Raw genomic sequence first — 18291 nt, 5'->3', positions numbered from 1 at the left:
CGGAGTGGTAATGCGAATTTGTTTGTTGGTTTTTACATTGCTTTGCTATTCACCACTTTATGCTGGCGAGCAATTCTCTGTGCTGTTAGTTAATCCCTCTGTTAAAAGCGATGTATTTTGGCAAAAAGTGACTGATGTGATGCAGGTTGCTGCCAAGCAAAATAATGTTTCTCTCACAACAATTTACGGTGGTGGAAATCGCCACATTCAATTAGCCGAACTAAAACAATACCTGCAATATAACCCTAAACCTGATTACGCCATTTTAATCAATTACCCAGGTGGCGCAGAGCAATCAATGAGTTTGCTTGAACAACACAAAGTGAAATTTATCACCCTTGAAGAAACGATTGTTGGCGTAGAGCGAGACGAAGTGGGTAAACCCCGTCAGCGCTTTAAGTATTGGCTTGGGGAAGTATTTCACGATAACTTTAAAGCGGGTGAGCAACTTGGCAAAGCCTTACTTGATGAGGCAATAAATACGCAGCAAACGCCTCACTTCGTTGCGATTAATGGTCATTATGGCACTGAATCTGACACCCGCAGTGATGGGCTCGTGCACTATCTACGAAAACAAGATGTTGAGCTTGAGCAAGTTGTGTATGCTGGTTGGAATAAGCAAGAAGCCGAGAATAAAGTAAGCCGATTGTTACAACGATACCCTGATACTAATGTGATTTGGTGTGCCTCTGATTTAATGGCACAAGGTGCCCTTGAAGCAGTAAAAGGTAAGACAGATAGAGTCTATTTTATTGGTGGCATTGATTGGCTTGACGATAATTTAAACTTAATTGAACAGCAAAAACTCACAGCCAGTGTTGGCGGGCATTTTATGATGGGTGCATGGGCATTAATTAGCTTGGTCGATCATCATAATGGTAACCCTTATTGGCAAAATCATGATGCGATTAAATTTCAGCTTGGGGTGATCACAAAGCACAATATTCAAAGTTACAACTGGCTAAGAAACATCAAAGACTGGTCGGTTATCCCTTTTGAAACTTTCTTATTGCAAAACAGAAAAAGTACCGAGTACGCGTTCGATTTTGATACTCTACATAGTTTATTGAGCGAAAAGCCTAAAAACGCAGCACTACACTAAAAGTGTAGTGAAAGAGCCTAGATTCTACCTAGCTTGGTAAAGTCTTCTGGTATAAACTAGCGGCTTTAAAATCCAGACAGAAGTGTGCCATGACAGAGTTAAAGCGATTAAATAAATTTATCAGTGAAACAGGTTTTTGTTCACGCCGTGAGGCAGATAAATATATTGAAGAAGGTCGTGTTACTGTTAACGGCAACTTGCCTGAAATGGGCGTAAAAGTCAGTGACGCCGATGATGTACTCATTGATGGTAAACCATTAAAAGCAAAACCTAAGCTGGTTTATATCGCCTATAACAAACCTGTTGGTATTACTTGTACGACTGAGCGAAAAATCCAAAGCAATATTGTTAAAGCGGTTAATTACCCAGAACGTATTTTCCCTATTGGACGCTTAGATAGACCTTCAGAAGGGTTAATCTTCTTAACCAACGAAGGCGACATCGTTAATAAAATTCTTCGCGCTGGTAATAATCATGAAAAAGAATATGTAGTGACGGTTGATAAACCGCTTAACCGCCAGTTCGTGAATAAGATGGCAAACGGGATTCCTATCCTCGATACTGTCACTAAAAAGTGTAAAGTTAAACAAACGGGCCCACAGCAATTTACCATAGTGCTAACACAAGGCTTAAACCGCCAAATACGCCGTATGTGCGAATATTTAGGCTATGAAGTGGTGACTCTAAAGCGCACACGAATTATGAACGTGACCCTAAAAGGTTTAAAAGTCGGGCAGTGGCGTCACTTAACCGAACAAGAAATGGCTGAGATCAATAACTCAATTGCTGACTCAGGTAAAACGGAAGAGCGTTCAGTTGATGAAAATAAACAACCTACTCAAGCTCGTGCCAAGCAAAAACCACGCAATGAAGAAGAAAAAAAGCGCGACTTCTCTAAATACGTGAAAAAGGCACGAGGTGATGCCAAACAAGGTCAATCAAGATCAAAGGCTGGCAATTCTCACTCATCAAAACCAAATCAAACTAAGCGTAGCAGTACAAAACGCACCGGTACATTAAGCCTGAAAAAATAGGCTTCAGAATAATAATGTGACGTTAATTACACTAACGTTAATTAGCCTTCCACTTTAAAACTTAACTAGAGTGTTCACTTTTTAAAGAAAAAGCCCTAACAATTTGATGTTAGGGCTTTTGGTTGAGAGTCAATCTGTATTAATTAGCATGACGCTGTTTAGGTACTTTGATCTTAAACAGCATGGTATAGAGCACAGGCACAACAATCAGTGTCAGTACTGTGGCAAAACCAAGACCAAACATAATGGTTACCGCCATTGACTGGAAGAACACGTCAAATAGCAGTGGGATCATGCCTAAAATGGTGGTAATTGCAGCCATCGCTACAGGACGAACACGGCTCACCCCAGAGTCGAACACCGCTTTGTAAGGGTCTTTGCCGCTATCGAGTTCAAGGTTAATTTGGTCAACTAAGACAATGCCGTTTTTGATGAGCATGCCGCTTAAGCTCAGTAAGCCAAGTAGTGCCATAAAGCTAAATGCAGCATTCATTAGTAATAAACCTGCGGATACACCAACAATAGCCAGCGGCACTGTCGCCCAAATCACTAAAGGCTTTTTAACCGAGTTAAATAGCAGTACAGTTATAGCGAACATAGCTAAGTAACCTAGCGGCAATGAGCCGAAAATAGCTTTTTGCGCTTTGCTTGATGACTCATATTCGCCGCCCCACTGCAATTCATAGCCACGAGGCAGCTCAATAGCTTCTATGTCTTTGCGAACACGTGCAAAAAGCTTCGCTGGAGTTTCATCGCCAATAACATCGTGGTCGGCCATCACAGTGATGGTACGCTTACGGTCACGTCGCATGATCAAGCTGTCTTCCCACTCAACAACAAAATCATCAACCACTTGGGTCACCGGTACAAACACACCTAACACAGGGCTGTAAATTTGTAAGTCACGCAAGCTTTCAACGTTTAAGCGTTCTTCAGCAGGCGAACGAGCAATAATAGGTAGCATTTGTGTGCCATCTTTATAAACGCCCACTTGTTTACCCGATAAGCTAGTTAACAGCAGCTGATCAAGGTCAGATTTAGCAATCCCTAAACGACGGGCTTTTTGCTCGTTAAATTGCGGACGAATTAACTTAGAGCGAGCACGCCAATCGTCACGAATATTAAATGCCCCTGCATCTTGATGCAGAATGTCTTTTGCCTCTTTTGCTAACTGGCGAAGTACCACAGGATCAGCACCAGAAAAACGTGCTTCAATTTTTGCATCAGTGGATGGGCCAATTTCCATACGTTTAACTTTAAGCTGAGCATCAAGTACATGCTCGTGCTGATAATCACGTACTTTTTTGATCATGGTAGTAACAGCTTCGCGGTCTTTTACACGAATAATCAATTGCCCATAAGCTGGGTATGATTTTTCAGGTGCGTAAGTCAGCATAAAACGCGGTGCGCCTTGACCAACCGTTGTGGTTATTTCTTCAACCAGAGGGTCGGCTTGTAAGAATTTTTCAAGCTTTGCAACACCATCCATTGTGGTATGAATATCAGCGCCTTGCGTATGCCAATAATCAACATAAAACATAGGTGTATTTGATGCAGGGAAGAACGACTGTTTAATAAATTTAAAACCATAAACTGAGCTTACCAACATAATAACCATTAGAAGTAGCGTGGTTTTACGGTACCGCATTGCTGTATGTAACACGCCTTTATAGACATTAAAAATAACACCTTGGTAAGGGTCTTCATCATGATGCGGCTGTTTTTCAGTTGCTTGTTTAAACATCAAATCAGCGAAGAAAGGCGTTAAGGTAATGGCTGTGATCCAGCTCAGTAATAACGATATAAATAATACCCAGAATAAGCTTCCTGCAAACTCTCCACTGGCATCTGAACTCAAGCCAATTGGCGCAAATGCTGTAATAGCGATAACCGTAGCACCTAATAACGGCCACTTGGTTTGATCTACAATATTAGTTGCAGCTTGCAGTTTAGTTTGTCCGCGCTTTAGATTTATCAATATGCCTTCGGTTACTACAATAGCATTATCAACCAGCATACCTAAGGCTATGATCAAGGCACCAAGCGAAATACGTTGTAAATCAATAGCAAACAACTTCATAAATATGAAGGTACCTAATACCGTTAGCAGGAGTATTACACCAATCAATACGCCGCTTTTAAAGCCCATAAAGACTAAGAGTACGATAATAACAATGGCAACAGCTTCTAGTAGGCTGATAATAAAGCCACTTACTGACTTTTCAACTTCGGCAGGTTGGTTATAAACGCTGTTAATTTCCATGCCATGTGGTCGTTGATATTCAAGTGACGCTAAATGAGCCTCAATATTTGCACCAACATCAACTACATTGACACCAGAGCTAAACGACACGCCTACCAGTAATGCTTGCTGCTGGTTATAGCGAATAATATTATTAGGGACTTCTGCATACTCACGAAAAACGGTAGCAACGTCACCTAAGTAAATAAGTTCATTCTCACCTGGCTTAGAGATAAGTAGATTTTCGAGCTCTTTTACATCTTTGAATTCACCTGTTGGATGTAGGCGAATTGATTCATCGCCAACGCGCACTTTACCTGCGTTCGACACACTGTTTTGTGTTTGTAAAAGCTGGTAAATACGATTGGGTGAGATACCTAACTGGGCTAGTTTACGAGTTGAAATTTCAACCATCACTTGGGCTTGTTGTTCACCACCTACGGTTACTTTACTTACACCATCCACCAAAACAAGTTCGCGTTTTAGATAATCAACGTAATCTTTGAGTTCATCATAAGAGTAACCATCACCGGTTACCGCATACATCACACCGTATACATCACCAAAGTCATCCATAATCTTACTAGGATAAACCCCTGATGGCATTGACGCTGCTTGATCGTTGATTTTACGACGCAGTTCATCCCATATTTGGCGTAAGTCTTGTTTACGGTAATTGCTTTTCATCTCCACGGTAATTTGCGATTTACCTGTTGATGAAATACTCGTTACGTAATCAACATACGGCAGCTGTTGAATTGCATTTTCGATAGGAAAGGTAACTTCTTCTTCAACCTGTTGTGGTGACGCGCCCGGGTAAAGCGTGATCACCATGGCTTTTTTTAGGGTGAATTCAGGATCTTCAAGTTGTCCTAAGCCAAAGTAAGCGACTGTTCCACCAATCAGTAAAAACAGCGCAAACATCCAGCTAATGACTTTTCTTTCAATAGCAAGTGCAGCGAAGCTCATTATAAGCCTCGCTCTTTTTGCCATGGGCGCACTTTCATACCTTCTTCTAAAGAGTGCACGCCTGCTGCAACAACAATTTGGTCTTGCTCAATACCTGATAGCACTTCAATACCATCACGATGTAACTGGCCAACTTCAACAGCTTGTTTATGTACTAAGCCAGTATTTTGGTCATACAGCCACACATAGCTATTGTTATTTTCAGACTCGGTAGGCTCTGAAAAAACCGCTTCAACAGGCAATAGTGTGTAAGATGATTGTGAGCTAGTGATTTTGCTTAAATCTATATCAACGCGGCCAGTCATACCTGCAAGTAGATTAAAGTCTTCTGGTACAGGTAAAGAAAACACAACTTTGTAGGTTAAAGTGATAGGGTCGGCTTGGGTATCAAACTCTTTTATGGTTAATTGATATGACTTGTTTGGGTAACCATCGAAGACAACTTCAGGTTGATAGTCAACGTCTTTATCGATTCGTGCAATAAGTTTTTCGGGAACTTGAATTACTACGTCCATTAGGTCGCGTGTTTCAAGGCGTAAGATGTTTTGTTTCGCTTGAATGTTTTCAAAGTTTTTAACAAACACCTTTGCCACAGTACCCGCGAACGGTGCGCGTAATTCACTATTATCTAGATTGGTTTTGGCTATTTTTAGCGCTGACTCTGCAACTTGTTTATTGGCCAGCGCTTGATCTAACTCAGATTGGCTGGCAATTGAACGGTTAAATAGCTTTTGGACTCGGTCAAGTTGAGATTCAGCAAGTTCAAAGCGAGCTTTGCGTTCATCATATTGCAGTTGAAAATCTTCGGGATCGAGTTTTGCTAAAAGCTCACCTTTTTCAACATGTTGGCCCGCTAGAGCTGGAAACTCAAGTAACTCACCATTAACTCTAAAGGCTAGGTAAGAACCTTGGTTAGCAACAACTTCAGCAGGAAAGCTGCGAATGCTTTGCTCTGAATTATTACCAATATTAAAAAGTTTAACAGGGCGTACTACCGGCTCTGCTTCAACTTGTTTTGCTTGCTCTGAACATGCCGAAAGTAACAGAAACATGCTGCTAATTAACACGGCGGGTGCCAATCTCATTGTCTTCTCCATAGATAAGAAAGCATAAATTTGCTGCAGGATACGCTGCAAAGATATAAAATAAAAATTATTAAATTTTAGAAACAGTATTAATTTTATTTATATAGTTTGCCATTAATGAATTTAAATCAATTAATCGTTCTAGATGCTATTGTGCAAAGCTCTAGTTTGAGTCAAGCCGCAGTAAAATTGCATAAGACCCAACCTGCTCTAACTTTGGCTATTAAGAAGCTAGAGTCGGAACTAGGTTTTGAGCTACTAGATCGAAGTCAATATCGTTTACATTTAACTGAAAAAGGCCGTATTTTTTACCGAGAAGCGCGCCAATTGATGAATGCAAACAGTGAGTTAAGATCATTAGCTAAAGAACTTGCACTAGGCAATGAGGCAAATTACAAAATTTGTTATGAACAGCTTTGTCATCAACATAGCTATAACCAAGTGATTAGCCAAACCTTTAAGCGCTTTGCCAGTACAGAGTTTAGTATTTCTTCGGGTAAACGCTTTGTATCCCTTGAGCAGGTTAACAGCCATCAGGCTGATTTAGGAATTGGTCCTTGGTTTGATTTGTTTCATGCAACAGGGGATTTTGAGAGTCTACCAATTGGTAAATTTGATATTGGTATTGTCAGTGCTCCTGATGTGGTGCCAAATGAAATCAGCTTTGCGGATATTCAAAATTACCCTTGCTTAGCTATGTTTGAAAGCGACTTGAGCTTTGACAGTGATAGGCTTTCTTATACCTTGGGAGCTGCATTGATGAAAATTGATGATATAACCAGTGTTAAGTCGTTTTTATTGTCTGGTGCAGGTTGGGCAATGATTAGTTTACAACACTGCAAAGCTGAAATAGAAGCTGGTTTATTACAGCAAATTAAAATTACTGACCGTGAACACCAGTTTGGCGCAGAAATTCGCGTATTTAGACAGCACTCTGTCCATCATGGTCCTGTTGCTAGAGCTATTTGGCAAGATTTTAGCGAGATCAGTAAACAATATTTGGAGTATAGTCGTGCAGCAACCAACACACGTTAGTAAAGAGGATTTAATTTATACCATTATTTGTGCAATTCCAGAGGGAAAAGTAGCAAGTTATGGGCAAGTAGCAAAGCTTGCTGGATACCCTAACAATTCGAGATTGGTAGGGCGGCTATTAAAGCTCATGCCTGAAGGCTCAAGCATCCCGTGGCATCGGGTGGTAAATAGCCAAGGTAAAATTTCCTTTCCTGAGGGCAGCTGTAAACATCTTGAGCAACGACAAAAACTACTCAGTGAAGGCGTAACATTTAATAAGACTAAAATTAATATGCGCCTACATCAGTGGGATTAATAAACATATAAACTAATTGATACGTAGTGGCAGACACAGCCAACTAGCACGAATACATGCCAAATTGCATGGCTGAAATGGCGGGTTTTAGCACTGTAGAACAAAGTTCCTAAGCTGTAAGCAATACCACCTGCTAATAACCACCATAATGCACTTAAATCAAGGTTTAAATAAAGAGGATATACAAGCGCCAATGCAAACCAGCCCATTAATAAATAAGTGGCGAGAGAGACCTTTTTATTACCGTTTTTTACTAGCAATTTATAAATAACACCGCCTAAAGCTAGAGACCAAATAAACACTAAAGCGGCAATTGACCATGCCCCTGATAAAGTAATAACTAAATAGGGTGTATAAGTACCTGCAATAAGTAGGTAAATAGCACAGTGGTCACATTTTTTATAAATAGCACGAATTCGTTCTTTAGTACTGGCATGATATAAAGTAGAGGCTAAGAATAATACCAGTAGACTTGATCCATAAACGATGGCACTCACTGTCGCCGATGCGACATTAGATTGTGAAATCAAATCCCACAGCACATATATCGCAAAGAGTACTCCCATGCCGTGAGTGAGCACGTTAAGTTGTTCTTCTTGGCGTGAATAAGGGAGTAGTTTTGTCATATTTATTTACTAATACGCGTGTTTAAAACAGTTTCAGTGTACAAGTGTGCGCCGAAATTGGCAACGCTTATTTTTTAACTAAATATTGGTCAAAATATCTAAATCAGTTGGTTTTATTAACCACCACTGAATAGGAATAAAAAATAGATTAATATTTTAGTTATTGAAAATCAATGGGTTAAAAAATATTTTCAGAGTGGCACAACCTTTGATTAAGTAATTACGACTAATTACTTAAAGAGACAAGGAATACCACTATGAATAACTCACTTAAATTAACTACTGCTGCGTTACTTGTATTAGGGTCAACTCAAGCAAGCGCTACTGACTTTGAATTAGATATCAGCAACACAATTACACAATCTGTTAAAAGCTATGTTCAGCAAGCAAGTAACGAACTGAAACAAAGCGTAATGAACAGCATTGAGTTTGATGCTCAAAAGTTACTAGATACTTACATGAGTGAAGATGCAATTACTTCGAAAGAAGAAGAGTTAAAAGTTGCACAAGCTCCAAAAGCAACAAACAAACAGTAAGGAAGCAAGATAATGAGTAGTGAAATCAGCTTATTTTTACTTATGGTTGCACCGGTTTTGAGTTTACTCAGTGCATATGCATCTATCGAATTATTTCGTAACGTTGCACAATGGTTTAACTTCTAAAGTATAAAGTAGATATTAAGATTTCATGAAATATTGATCGGCGGATTAAAAGCGCACGTAATTAAAGGCATGTGGTTTTAGAATAGTAGACTTTATGAAGCGTGCGATTTTTCCTTTACCGGTTTTTATTTTACCTGAAGGGTTCACCAAGCTAAGAATATTTGAGCAACGTTACTTAACGATGGTCAAAGAAGCTGTACAAGATAATACAGGTTTTGTGCTTTGCACTTACCAACATGACACAGATCTTAACTTGCCCGAAATAGGTTGTTTAATGCAAATAACCGATTTCAATCAAGATGATAACGGCCAATTATTAATTGATGTTTATGCTGAGCATGCGGTATCTATTCATAATGCTAATCAGGATAAGCAGCAGTTACGTCATGCTGATATCGAAAGAATTTCGTCACCTTCGTGGTACATAAACACACCAATCAACGATGAAAATACCTTACTAAGCCACACGCTTCGCGCTGTGTTTGCAAATCAGCCAGATTTAGCAGGCCTTTATAAAACCCCACAATTTGATAACCTTGCCTGGGTTGTTGCCCGTTGGCTTGAGATTTTGCCTATTTCATTAGTTAAAAAACAACAACTTGCTTTTAAATCTAACTTTGAAAACTTGCTAAGTTTCCTCCATACTCTAATTAACAACGAATTTACTAATTAATGTGATCTAACCTCAACTTTTTGCCGTATTACTTTAAACGACAATAATTGGATGACACAAAGATGGTAAGTCAACAACTTAACACAGGTTGTAAACCTAACATAGGTCAATACTCTGCCATGCCAGATACACCAAGCAAAGAGCTTGCTGATGCTTTATTTGCTGTTGCCGAGCACCGCGATAAGCGTGCGTTCGCAATACTTTTCCAATATTTCTCGCCAAAAATTAAACGTTTTGGAATAAAGCAATTTGGTTCTGAAGCTCAAGCGATGGAGTTAGTTCAAGAAACGTTAACTTCTGTATGGCGTAAAGCGCATCTTTATCACAAAGAAAAAGGTGCGGCGACAACGTGGGTTTATACAGTTATGCGAAATGCGTCTTTCGATATGCTCAGAAAAATGAAAAGTAGTAAAGAAGAGTGTATCAGTGAAGATATTTGGCCGTTAATTGATGAAGCCCAGCCGGGGCAACACGAGTTCAGTGACCATTTAGAAGATAAACAAATCAAACAATATCTTGATAAATTACCGATTGCACAACGTGAAGTCGTGCGCGGAGTCTACTTTCAAGATATGTCGCAAGAGCAACTTGCTGAGCACTTAAACATTCCCGTAGGCACAGTGAAGTCTCGTCTTCGCTTAGCCTTGCAGAAGTTACGCAATGAAATGGGAGAACACCATGATTAAGCACCATCCAAGCAACGAATTACTTGCCAAGTTTAGTGAGGGTAATCTACCTGCCACCTTGAGTGTTGCAGTCGCTATTCATGTTGAAATGTGCCCAGTGTGTCAAAAAGAGATAGCCGCTCTTGAGGCAAAAAATGCTGACAGTGTATTTACCGAGGTCGCTACCGATTCGGATGACATGTTAGACATAAGCCTTTTTGATGCAATTACTGCAGATGAATCAATTGATGAAGTGTATGAGCAAGCACAGGTTTCTGTTGATGTTAAAGATAAAAGCTACACATTACCCAGAGCGCTTACGCGCATTGGCCACAGTAATTTTATGCAAATAGGTAAACTTGCCCGTTCACGCATTGATTTAGATGATGGTCCATTAAGGGCAAGCCTGTTGCACATTGATGCCGGTGGTGAAATTCCTGAGCACACACATACGGGTTTTGAGCTAACTTTATTATTAGATGGTGAGTTCAGTGATGAAGACGGACATTACGTACCAGGTGATTTTATGATGTTAGATGGTCGCCACAATCACACGCCAAAAACGATTGAAGGGTGCTTGTGCTTTACAGTCGTTAGCAGTGCGCTTCACTTCAATAAAGGTATTAGTAAATTACTCAACCCAATTGGTAATCTTATCTATTAGTAGGGTTTATATGCAGCAATCAACAATTAAAATTGGTTTAAGCGCTTGCTTAGCAGGCGACAAAGTGCGTTTTGACAGTGGACACAAGAAATCTAATTTTTGCATGGATGAGTTGGCTAACCATGTTGAATATAAAAAGTTTTGCCCGGAAGTGGCGGTAGGGTTACCTATACCTAGGCCAACAATTCGTCAAGTGCGTGTTGGCGATACCATCAAAGTGTGCCGCCCTGATGGCACTGGCGATGTTGGCCCTAAATTAACTGAGTACGGTAAACGAGTTGCGACAGAGCAAACCGCAGAATTAAGTGGTTTTGTGTTTTGTGCGAAAAGCCCTAGTTGCGGAATGGAACGCATTAAAATTTATAACGAAGCTGGTACGGGTAACACTTCAGAAGGGGTTGGTTTTTTTGCAGAGCAAATAATGGCACATAACCCATTATTGCCTTGTGAAGAAAACGGCCGTTTAAACGATATGCATTTACGTGAAAATTTTGTAATGCGTGTTTATACCTACAAGCACTGGCAAACGTTGAGCGAGCAGCCTCTTACAGTTCATAGGTTGACTCAATTTCATGCCCAGTATAAGTACTTATTAATGGCACATAACTATGAAGCTTACCGGAACTTGGGAAATCTGCTTGGCACTTTTGATGGCGAAGACATCCAAACCTTAGCTGATGAGTACATATTGGGATTAATGACAGCCCTTAAAAAGCCAGCATCACGTAAAAATAACGCCAATACATTAATGCACTTGCAAGGTTATTTTAAAAAATCGCTTTCTAAGATTGAAAAACAAGAACTGCGCGATGCAATTGATGAATACCGCCAAGGATTAGTGCCACTTTACGTACCACTTACACTGATAAAGCATCACTTAAAAGTGCATCCAAATGAGTACCTAGCCAAACAAGTCTACCTCGATCCATATCCGAACGAACTAAAATTACGCTACGGAATTTAATGAATACATTATTTTGGTTTAGGCGCGATCTGCGCCTTTTTAATAACGATGCTTTGTATCAGGCTATCGAAAATGGTTGCCAGCATGCGGTTTTTTTTATTACCGAAAAGCAATGGCAAGCGCATGATGTAGCAGCAATTCAGCTCGATTTACTAAAACGCAGGCTTCGTTTTCTAGGTGAACTTTTAGCCAGCAAAGGTATTAAATTACATGTTATTGATGCGAAAGATTACGTTGGATGCGTAGAAAAATTAGCGTTATTTTGCGATCAACACCAAGTAAAAAATGTATATGCCAATAACGAATATGAGCTTAACGAAGTTAACCGTGATAAAGCTTTTTTACAGCATGCTGACAGTAAAGGCATTACCTTTTATGCTTACGATGGTGATGTAATTGCGCCGCCTGGGAGTATCAAAAATCAAAGCGGTGAGATGTTTAAAGTTTTTACGCCATTTAAAAATGCATGGCTTAAAGTTTATCAAGACACCCATTTTTATTTTGCTGAGCCGCCTCAGATGTTCGAGCCTATTGAGTGGCAGTCAAGTGAGTTGTTAGCCACAGACGGTAGCTCAGATAAATGGCCTGTTGATGATGAAACGCTAAGCCACGTTTGCGCACGTTTCATTGAAGAAAAGTTAGCAAGCTATCAAGAGCAACGCGATATCCCAAGCATCAAAGGCACCTCTGGTTTAAGTCCTTACTTAGCTCTTGGCATTGTCAGCGTTCAGCAATTATTAGCACTTATTCAACAGCGTCATCCTGATGTATTACGCAGCAGCAAAAGTAACTTGTTTTGCTGGGTAAACGAACTGATTTGGCGTGAATTTTACCGTCACCTTATGGCGATTTATCCAAACCTAAGTAAATACGACAACTTTAGCGAGAAATACAACGCTGTGGCATGGCGTGATGATGAAGGTGACTTTCAAGCATGGTGCGAAGGTAAAACAGGCTACCCATTGGTTGATGCCGCTATGAGGCAGTTACTTCAAACTGGCTGGATGCATAATCGTTTACGTATGGTGGTAGCGAGCTTTTTAACTAAACACTTACTAATTGATTGGCGTAGAGGTGAGCGCTTTTTTATGCAACACCTTATTGATGGTGATCTAGCATCTAACAACGGCGGCTGGCAATGGGCTGCAAGCACAGGCTGTGATGCTCAGCCGTATTTTCGAATTTTTAATCCAATCACTCAAAGTGAGCGATTTGATCCAGATGGTGAATTTATCCGTAAATATTTACCAGAGCTGGAAAAAATTCCTGCCAAGCAAATCCATTTTCCGCATGACTATTTAGCGAAACAGGGTAAGTCGAGCAGTTATTGGCCAGCAATTGTTGATCATAAAGCAGCGCGAGAGCGAGCGTTAAACGCATTTAAGGTGTGACATGGAAAAGGCGACCCTTGATAGATTTATTAATGTTTATCAAACACTCAATAAAGATAATTTACAGTTATTGGATGATATCTATCACCCAGACATTCAGTTTGCAGATCCCTTGCATGCGGTAAATGGTCTTGAGTCGCTGCGTGATTATTTTAAAAATCTTTATGCTAATGTGATTTCCTGCGAATTTGTTATTGAAAATACCTATAGTAAAGAGGAAAACGCGTTTATTTATTGGACCATGCAGTATCGTCATCCAAAACTTAAAAAAGGCCAAGCAATTTCAGTTGAGGGACATAGCCGCTTAAAATTTAATGAGGACAAAATTATTGAGCATCGCGATTATTTTGACGTAGGGGCTATGCTTTACAGGCATATTCCAGTGCTTGGTTCTGCTGTAAAATTTATCGATAAAAGGGCGAGTGCATAATGACGACATTAATTACAGGCGCAACTTCTGGTATTGGTGAGTCATTGGCAAAGCTTTATGCAGACAAGGGTGAGCAAGTTATTGCTTGCGGTAGGAATACAGAAAAGCTTGCCAAATTAAGTCAGTACCAAAATATCGAGTCTTGCCAGTTTGATGCAACAGACCTTCAGGATATACGTTCGAGCACAGTGGCATATACGCAATTTGATCGTGTCATTTTAAATGCAGGGAATTGTGAATACATTGATGATGCACGTAATTTTGATAGTAGTTTGTTCGAGCGTGTGATCACCACCAATCTACTTAGTATGGGCTATTGTCTTGAGGCATTGTTACCAAAAATAAAACCCGGTGGGCAGCTCGTTATAGTGAGCTCTAGTGTAACTTACTTGCCTTTACCACGTAGCCAAGCTTATGGCGCTTCTAAAGCGGGAGTCAGTTATTTAGCTAACAGCTTAGCTGTTGATTTAAACGATGTGGATGTCACGCTAGTTCACCCCGGATTTGTTAAAACGCCGCTGACAGAAAAAAATGACTTTCCTATGCCAATGGCAGTCAGCGCAGAAGAAGCGGCAAACTATATTTTTAAAGGTGTCGCGAAAAGGCGCAAAGAAGTGCATTTTCCGCATCGTTTTACCTTCATTTTAAAATTTTTAAGAATGCTTCCTACGCCGTTGTGGCTGAAGCTTGCAAAAGGATTATCACGTTGAAAAAAGTGGCTGTTATTGGATCAGGCATAGCAGGTTTAAGCTGTGCGCACCTCTTGCACAAACATTACGATGTAACCGTATTTGAGAAAAACGATTACATAGGTGGCCATACTGCAACCATTGACGTAAAGGTTGATGGCGTTGAATACGCTGTTGATACAGGCTTTATTGTATTTAACGACCGGACCTACCCGTATTTTGAAAAATTACTTGAGCGTTTAGGTGTTGAACGCCAGAAAACGCAAATGAGTTTTAGTGTGCATAATGAGCAAACGGGATTTGAATATAATGGCCACACCTTCTTTAGTTTATTTGCTCAAAAACGTAATATCTTTCGCCCTAAATTTTGGAAACTATTGAAAGACATCGTTCGTTTTAATGAAGTGTGTAAATCATTGCATGCTGAAAAAAATTATAAGGCAAACCAAACTTTAGGTGAGTTTTTAGACGAGCATCACTTTAACGATTTTTTCCGTTTCCATTATATCTTGCCGATGGGGGCTGCTATTTGGTCAACAAGTATAAAAGAAATGGCGCAAGTTGGCGTAGAGTTTTTTGTTAAGTTCTTTTATAACCACGGTTTGCTGGATATTACTAATCGCCCGCAGTGGTATGTTATTCCGGGTGGTTCTCGCGAATACATCAAACCGATGATCCAAGGCTTTGCTGATAAAATTCGTTTAAATAGCAATATCAGCTCGGTATCTCGAAAAGATGGCAGTGTGCATGTGCATTTTGATGATGGCCATAGCGAAACATTCGACAAGGTGGTGTTTGCTTGCCATTCCGATCAAGCATTAAACCTATTATTAGACCCAAGCGCAGACGAAAAACGTGTTCTCTCAGCTATACCTTACACGGCTAACTCAGTGGTACTACACACCGATACAACACTTTTACCAAAACGAAAAGCTGCGTGGGCTAGCTGGAATTACCTATTAAACAACAACACAGACAAAGCCGCTGTTGTCACATATCAAATGAATATTCTACAAGGAATTAAAAGCGACACACAATTTTGTGTCACACTTAACCACCTTGATGGCATTAACAAAGATAAAATTCTACGAGAGTTTACGTACCACCATCCAGTATTTAACAAAGAGTCGATAGCAGCACAGCAGCAAAAATCCTTGATTGATGGAAAAAACAATAGCTATTTTTGCGGAGCATACTGGTATAACGGCTTCCACGAAGACGGTGTTAGAAGTGCTGTCAATGTGGCGCAAAAACTCGGAGTAGAGTTTGAATAGTGCTATTTATATAGGTGATGTTCGTCATCGGCGTTTTGCGGTTAAAGAGCATCACTTTAAATACCCGCTTTATATGATGTGGGTTGATTTAGCAAATCCTAATGAGCTAAATGGTATTCACCCTTGGCTTGGTTCTAGTGGCTTTAAGGCTCTTAAATTTAAACAAAGTGATTACTTTAATTATCAAACTGATATGCAGTTACCACTCAAGCAGCGTGCGCTTAATAAAATTAAAGAGCTAGGCATTTCTAATGAATTTGCCAATGTTTTTATGCTCGGACAAATGCGTTGTTTAGGGCTGTACTTTAGCCCTGTAAACTTTTTCTTCTTTCAAACTAGTAATGGTGACTTTACCCACATGCTTGCTGAAGTAAGCAATACCCCTTGGAATGAACGTCATTATTATGTAGTACCTCTTGAAAAAAAAGTGAACTTTAAAAAGGTTTTCTCCGTATCACCTTTCATGAACTTAGATATGAACTATCATTGGAATATTAGAATGAATTCTGATAACACCATGATTCATATTGAAAATAAAAAAGACGAGACTCTTTTGTTTGATGCAACCCTGCGTTTGAAAAAGCACCTCCTGACGAAGGAGCGGGTTAGTGCCGTGCTTAAACAGTTTCCGGCTATGACGTTTAGTATCTTTAAGGGTATTTACCTTCATGCTTTGAAATTGTTTTGCAAACGTGTGCCATTTATTGGTCACTCGGGCAAATAAGAGAATTCAACTAGGTGATGTGATGGAAAAAGTATCAAATTTAACGCAAGCCGCAACGACTGGCTGGATGACAAAGCTGTATAAAAAACTTGTCATAGGTGCATTCAACAGTATAGATACTGGACGTATTACGCTCATTGAAGGTGATCAAAAAGAGCATTTCGGTGATTTGACAAGTGATTTGAACGCAACGGTTACAGTGAATGATGCTGCGATGTATAAGTCATTTGCTTTATCTGGCAGTGTTGGTGCTGGTGAGGCCTACATTCTTGGTTATTGGGATTGTGACAACCTCACTAAACTTATTGAAATATTTGCCCTTAATCAAGATCAACTAGATGCCTTTGAGAAAAAATTTGCTTTTTTAAGTGGTATTGCGCACAGACTTAATCATCTTAAAAATAAAAACTCAGCCAGCGGTTCGAAAAAGAATATTGCAGCGCATTATGATTTAGGTAACGACCTATACAGTGCTTTTTTAAGTGATGAAATGCTGTATTCTTGTGCAGTGTATCCTTCAAAACAAGCCACCCTTGAACAAGCCCAATCTCATAAGCTGGCATTAATTTGTGAGCAAGTCGATTTACAGCCAGGTGATTCTGTTATTGAGATTGGCACAGGGTGGGGCGCCTTTGCGATTTACGCTGCAACACATTTTGATTGTCATGTTACGACTACGACGATTTCTGATGAGCAACATGCTTATGTAGAACAAAAAGTTAAAGAGCTAAAACTTCAGGATAAAATCACTTTACTGAAGCAGGATTATCGTCTGTTAGAAGGTAGATACGATAAGCTTGTGTCAATCGAAATGATTGAAGCAGTAGGTCATGAGTACTTACCAGGCTTTTTTGCTAAATGTCAGTCTTTATTAAAAGACAGTGGTGCAATGCTTATCCAAGCAATTACCATCGCTGATCAGCGTTACAGTCATTACCTAAAGAACTCAGACTTTATTCAGCAATATATCTTCCCAGGTGGCTGCCTGCCTTGCTTAGATGAAATGAATAAGCAAATAAAGCAGCAAACAGACATGGTCGTGCATAGTGTCAAAGATATTGGTGTTCACTATGCAAGAACCTTGGCTGATTGGCGTGAGCGCTTTGTTGCTAGTTGGCCTGAAATAGATAAAGTGAAATTTGACCAGCGTTTTTATCGCTTATGGCTATTTTACTTAGCTTACTGTGAAGGAGCATTTAGAACCCGCGCCATCAGTACCGTTCATTTAGTTGCCCGTAAACCGCGTTTTGGCCATTCTGGCGATGATATCGCGCTCAATTATTAATTTTGCGTTGTTTCAAGGAGTTTGGTTTATGGCCTTACTCCTCGAACACAATTCTCTGATACCCGCTTTAGCTGTTGTAGCTGTGATGACTTTTTTATCAACGCAGCGAAGACAAGATATTTGGCTAATTTTATGCGGCTTACCGCTTGCTTTAGGCTATGAATGGCTAGCGAGTAGTTTTAATTTACTCGCTTTTAAAGAGAGTCCCTTTCCCTTATGGCTTGCTGTACTTTGGACTGCGCTACTTCTAACTATTAATACTTCGATGAAATTTCTACAAAAGTTGCCTTGGTATATTGGCTGGGGTGTTTGCGCGTTATTTGCTCCAGCCAGTTACTACGCTGGGATGCGCTTTGAAGTACTTAACACACAATTTGCTATTTGGCAGTTTTGGCTTATTTATGGTTTAGGATGGGCGAGCATGTTTATGATTATCATCACTATTAATAAGCGATTTTTAGCGTCTAAATGATCAGTTCAGT

Annotated in this window: 19 protein-coding genes; 16 read left to right on the top strand and 3 right to left on the bottom strand. The window is 39.9% G+C overall.

The features are described 5' to 3' along the window. Window positions 1–10: 10 nt before the first annotated feature. Both EVU92_RS18730 and rluF read left to right on the top strand, forming a co-directional pair. On the top strand, window positions 11–1102 hold the full coding sequence (locus tag EVU92_RS18730; RefSeq protein ID WP_168990040.1) for an ABC transporter substrate-binding protein: 1092 nt from the start codon (window positions 11–13) through the stop codon (window positions 1100–1102). Window positions 1103–1191: 89 nt separating this feature from the next. Beyond that, window positions 1192–2136 (top strand): 23S rRNA pseudouridine(2604) synthase RluF, encoded by a 945-nt coding sequence (gene rluF, locus EVU92_RS18725; RefSeq protein ID WP_130052675.1) that lies wholly within the window; start codon window positions 1192–1194, stop codon window positions 2134–2136. Between the two features lie 139 nt (window positions 2137–2275). Here rluF and EVU92_RS18720 read toward each other — a convergent pair whose 3' ends face one another. Together EVU92_RS18720 and EVU92_RS18715 are read right to left on the bottom strand one after the other, a co-directional pair. Continuing rightward, the gene (locus EVU92_RS18720) at window positions 2276–5347 is read right to left on the bottom strand and encodes an efflux RND transporter permease subunit (RefSeq protein WP_130052674.1); all 3072 of its coding nucleotides are present in this window, start codon (window positions 5345–5347) and stop codon (window positions 2276–2278) included. Then, the gene (locus tag EVU92_RS18715; RefSeq protein WP_130052673.1) at window positions 5347–6432 is read right to left on the bottom strand and encodes an efflux RND transporter periplasmic adaptor subunit; all 1086 of its coding nucleotides are present in this window, start codon (window positions 6430–6432) and stop codon (window positions 5347–5349) included. Before EVU92_RS18715 ends, EVU92_RS18720 begins: the two co-directional genes overlap by 1 nt. A 117-nt stretch (window positions 6433–6549) precedes the next feature. On the opposite strand from EVU92_RS18715, the gene EVU92_RS18710 reads away from it, so the two are divergent. Together EVU92_RS18710 and EVU92_RS18705 are read left to right on the top strand one after the other, a co-directional pair. Then, complete coding sequence (locus EVU92_RS18710) at window positions 6550–7467, top strand: LysR family transcriptional regulator (RefSeq protein ID WP_130052672.1); 918 nt, start codon at window positions 6550–6552, stop codon at window positions 7465–7467. Then, the gene (locus tag EVU92_RS18705) at window positions 7445–7762 is read left to right on the top strand and encodes an MGMT family protein (protein ID WP_239978154.1); all 318 of its coding nucleotides are present in this window, start codon (window positions 7445–7447) and stop codon (window positions 7760–7762) included. Before EVU92_RS18710 ends, EVU92_RS18705 begins: the two co-directional genes overlap by 23 nt. Here EVU92_RS18705 and EVU92_RS18700 read toward each other — a convergent pair. Then, window positions 7759–8388: a hemolysin III family protein gene (locus EVU92_RS18700; RefSeq protein ID WP_130052670.1), complete on the bottom strand. Its 630-nt coding sequence runs from the start codon at window positions 8386–8388 to the stop codon at window positions 7759–7761. The two genes, EVU92_RS18705 and EVU92_RS18700, sit on opposite strands and share 4 nt — an antisense overlap. 257 nt (window positions 8389–8645) lie before the next feature. Between EVU92_RS18700 and EVU92_RS18695 the strand changes: the two genes are divergently transcribed. The 12 genes from EVU92_RS18695 (at window position 8646) to EVU92_RS18640 (ending at window position 18281) form a co-directional block, all read left to right on the top strand. Beyond that, complete coding sequence (locus EVU92_RS18695) at window positions 8646–8924, top strand: hypothetical protein (RefSeq protein ID WP_130052669.1); 279 nt, start codon at window positions 8646–8648, stop codon at window positions 8922–8924. Window positions 8925–9144: 220 nt separating this feature from the next. Then, on the top strand, window positions 9145–9723 hold the full coding sequence (locus tag EVU92_RS18690; RefSeq protein ID WP_130052668.1) for an LON peptidase substrate-binding domain-containing protein: 579 nt from the start codon (window positions 9145–9147) through the stop codon (window positions 9721–9723). A gap of 62 nt (window positions 9724–9785) precedes the next feature. Beyond that, window positions 9786–10409, top strand: a complete 624-nt coding sequence (locus EVU92_RS18685) for a sigma-70 family RNA polymerase sigma factor (RefSeq protein WP_130052667.1) — start codon at window positions 9786–9788, stop codon at window positions 10407–10409. Beyond that, window positions 10402–11052, top strand: a complete 651-nt coding sequence (locus tag EVU92_RS18680; protein ID WP_130052666.1) for a ChrR family anti-sigma-E factor — start codon at window positions 10402–10404, stop codon at window positions 11050–11052. The genes EVU92_RS18685 and EVU92_RS18680 overlap by 8 nt, the downstream gene beginning before the upstream one ends. Before the next feature lie 10 nt (window positions 11053–11062). Then, entirely contained in the window at window positions 11063–12016 is a 954-nt protein-coding gene (locus tag EVU92_RS18675; protein WP_130052665.1) for a DUF523 and DUF1722 domain-containing protein, read from the top strand. Continuing rightward, window positions 12016–13407, top strand: coding sequence for a deoxyribodipyrimidine photo-lyase (phrB, locus tag EVU92_RS18670; protein WP_130052664.1), 1392 nt, complete (start codon window positions 12016–12018; stop codon window positions 13405–13407). The genes EVU92_RS18675 and phrB overlap by 1 nt, the downstream gene beginning before the upstream one ends. 1 nt (window position 13408) lies before the next feature. Beyond that, the gene (locus EVU92_RS18665; RefSeq protein WP_130052663.1) at window positions 13409–13837 is read left to right on the top strand and encodes a nuclear transport factor 2 family protein; all 429 of its coding nucleotides are present in this window, start codon (window positions 13409–13411) and stop codon (window positions 13835–13837) included. Then, complete coding sequence (locus EVU92_RS18660; RefSeq protein ID WP_130052662.1) at window positions 13837–14547, top strand: SDR family NAD(P)-dependent oxidoreductase; 711 nt, start codon at window positions 13837–13839, stop codon at window positions 14545–14547. The genes EVU92_RS18665 and EVU92_RS18660 overlap by 1 nt, the downstream gene beginning before the upstream one ends. Beyond that, window positions 14544–15800 (top strand): FAD-dependent oxidoreductase, encoded by a 1257-nt coding sequence (locus EVU92_RS18655; protein WP_130052661.1) that lies wholly within the window; start codon window positions 14544–14546, stop codon window positions 15798–15800. The genes EVU92_RS18660 and EVU92_RS18655 overlap by 4 nt, the downstream gene beginning before the upstream one ends. Further along, the gene (locus tag EVU92_RS18650; protein WP_130052660.1) at window positions 15793–16524 is read left to right on the top strand and encodes a DUF1365 domain-containing protein; all 732 of its coding nucleotides are present in this window, start codon (window positions 15793–15795) and stop codon (window positions 16522–16524) included. The genes EVU92_RS18655 and EVU92_RS18650 overlap by 8 nt, the downstream gene beginning before the upstream one ends. 22 nt (window positions 16525–16546) lie before the next feature. Further along, entirely contained in the window at window positions 16547–17809 is a 1263-nt protein-coding gene (locus tag EVU92_RS18645) for a cyclopropane-fatty-acyl-phospholipid synthase family protein (RefSeq protein ID WP_130052659.1), read from the top strand. 28 nt (window positions 17810–17837) lie between these two features. Beyond that, on the top strand, window positions 17838–18281 hold the full coding sequence (locus EVU92_RS18640) for a DUF2878 domain-containing protein (RefSeq protein WP_239977574.1): 444 nt from the start codon (window positions 17838–17840) through the stop codon (window positions 18279–18281). The last annotated feature ends 10 nt before the right edge of the window (window positions 18282–18291 follow it).

Source organism: Pseudoalteromonas sp. MEBiC 03485 (genome assembly GCF_004195145.1).
GTDB lineage: Bacteria > Pseudomonadota > Gammaproteobacteria > Enterobacterales > Alteromonadaceae > Pseudoalteromonas > Pseudoalteromonas apostichopi.
This window is presented reverse-complemented; position numbering and strand designations above follow the sequence as displayed.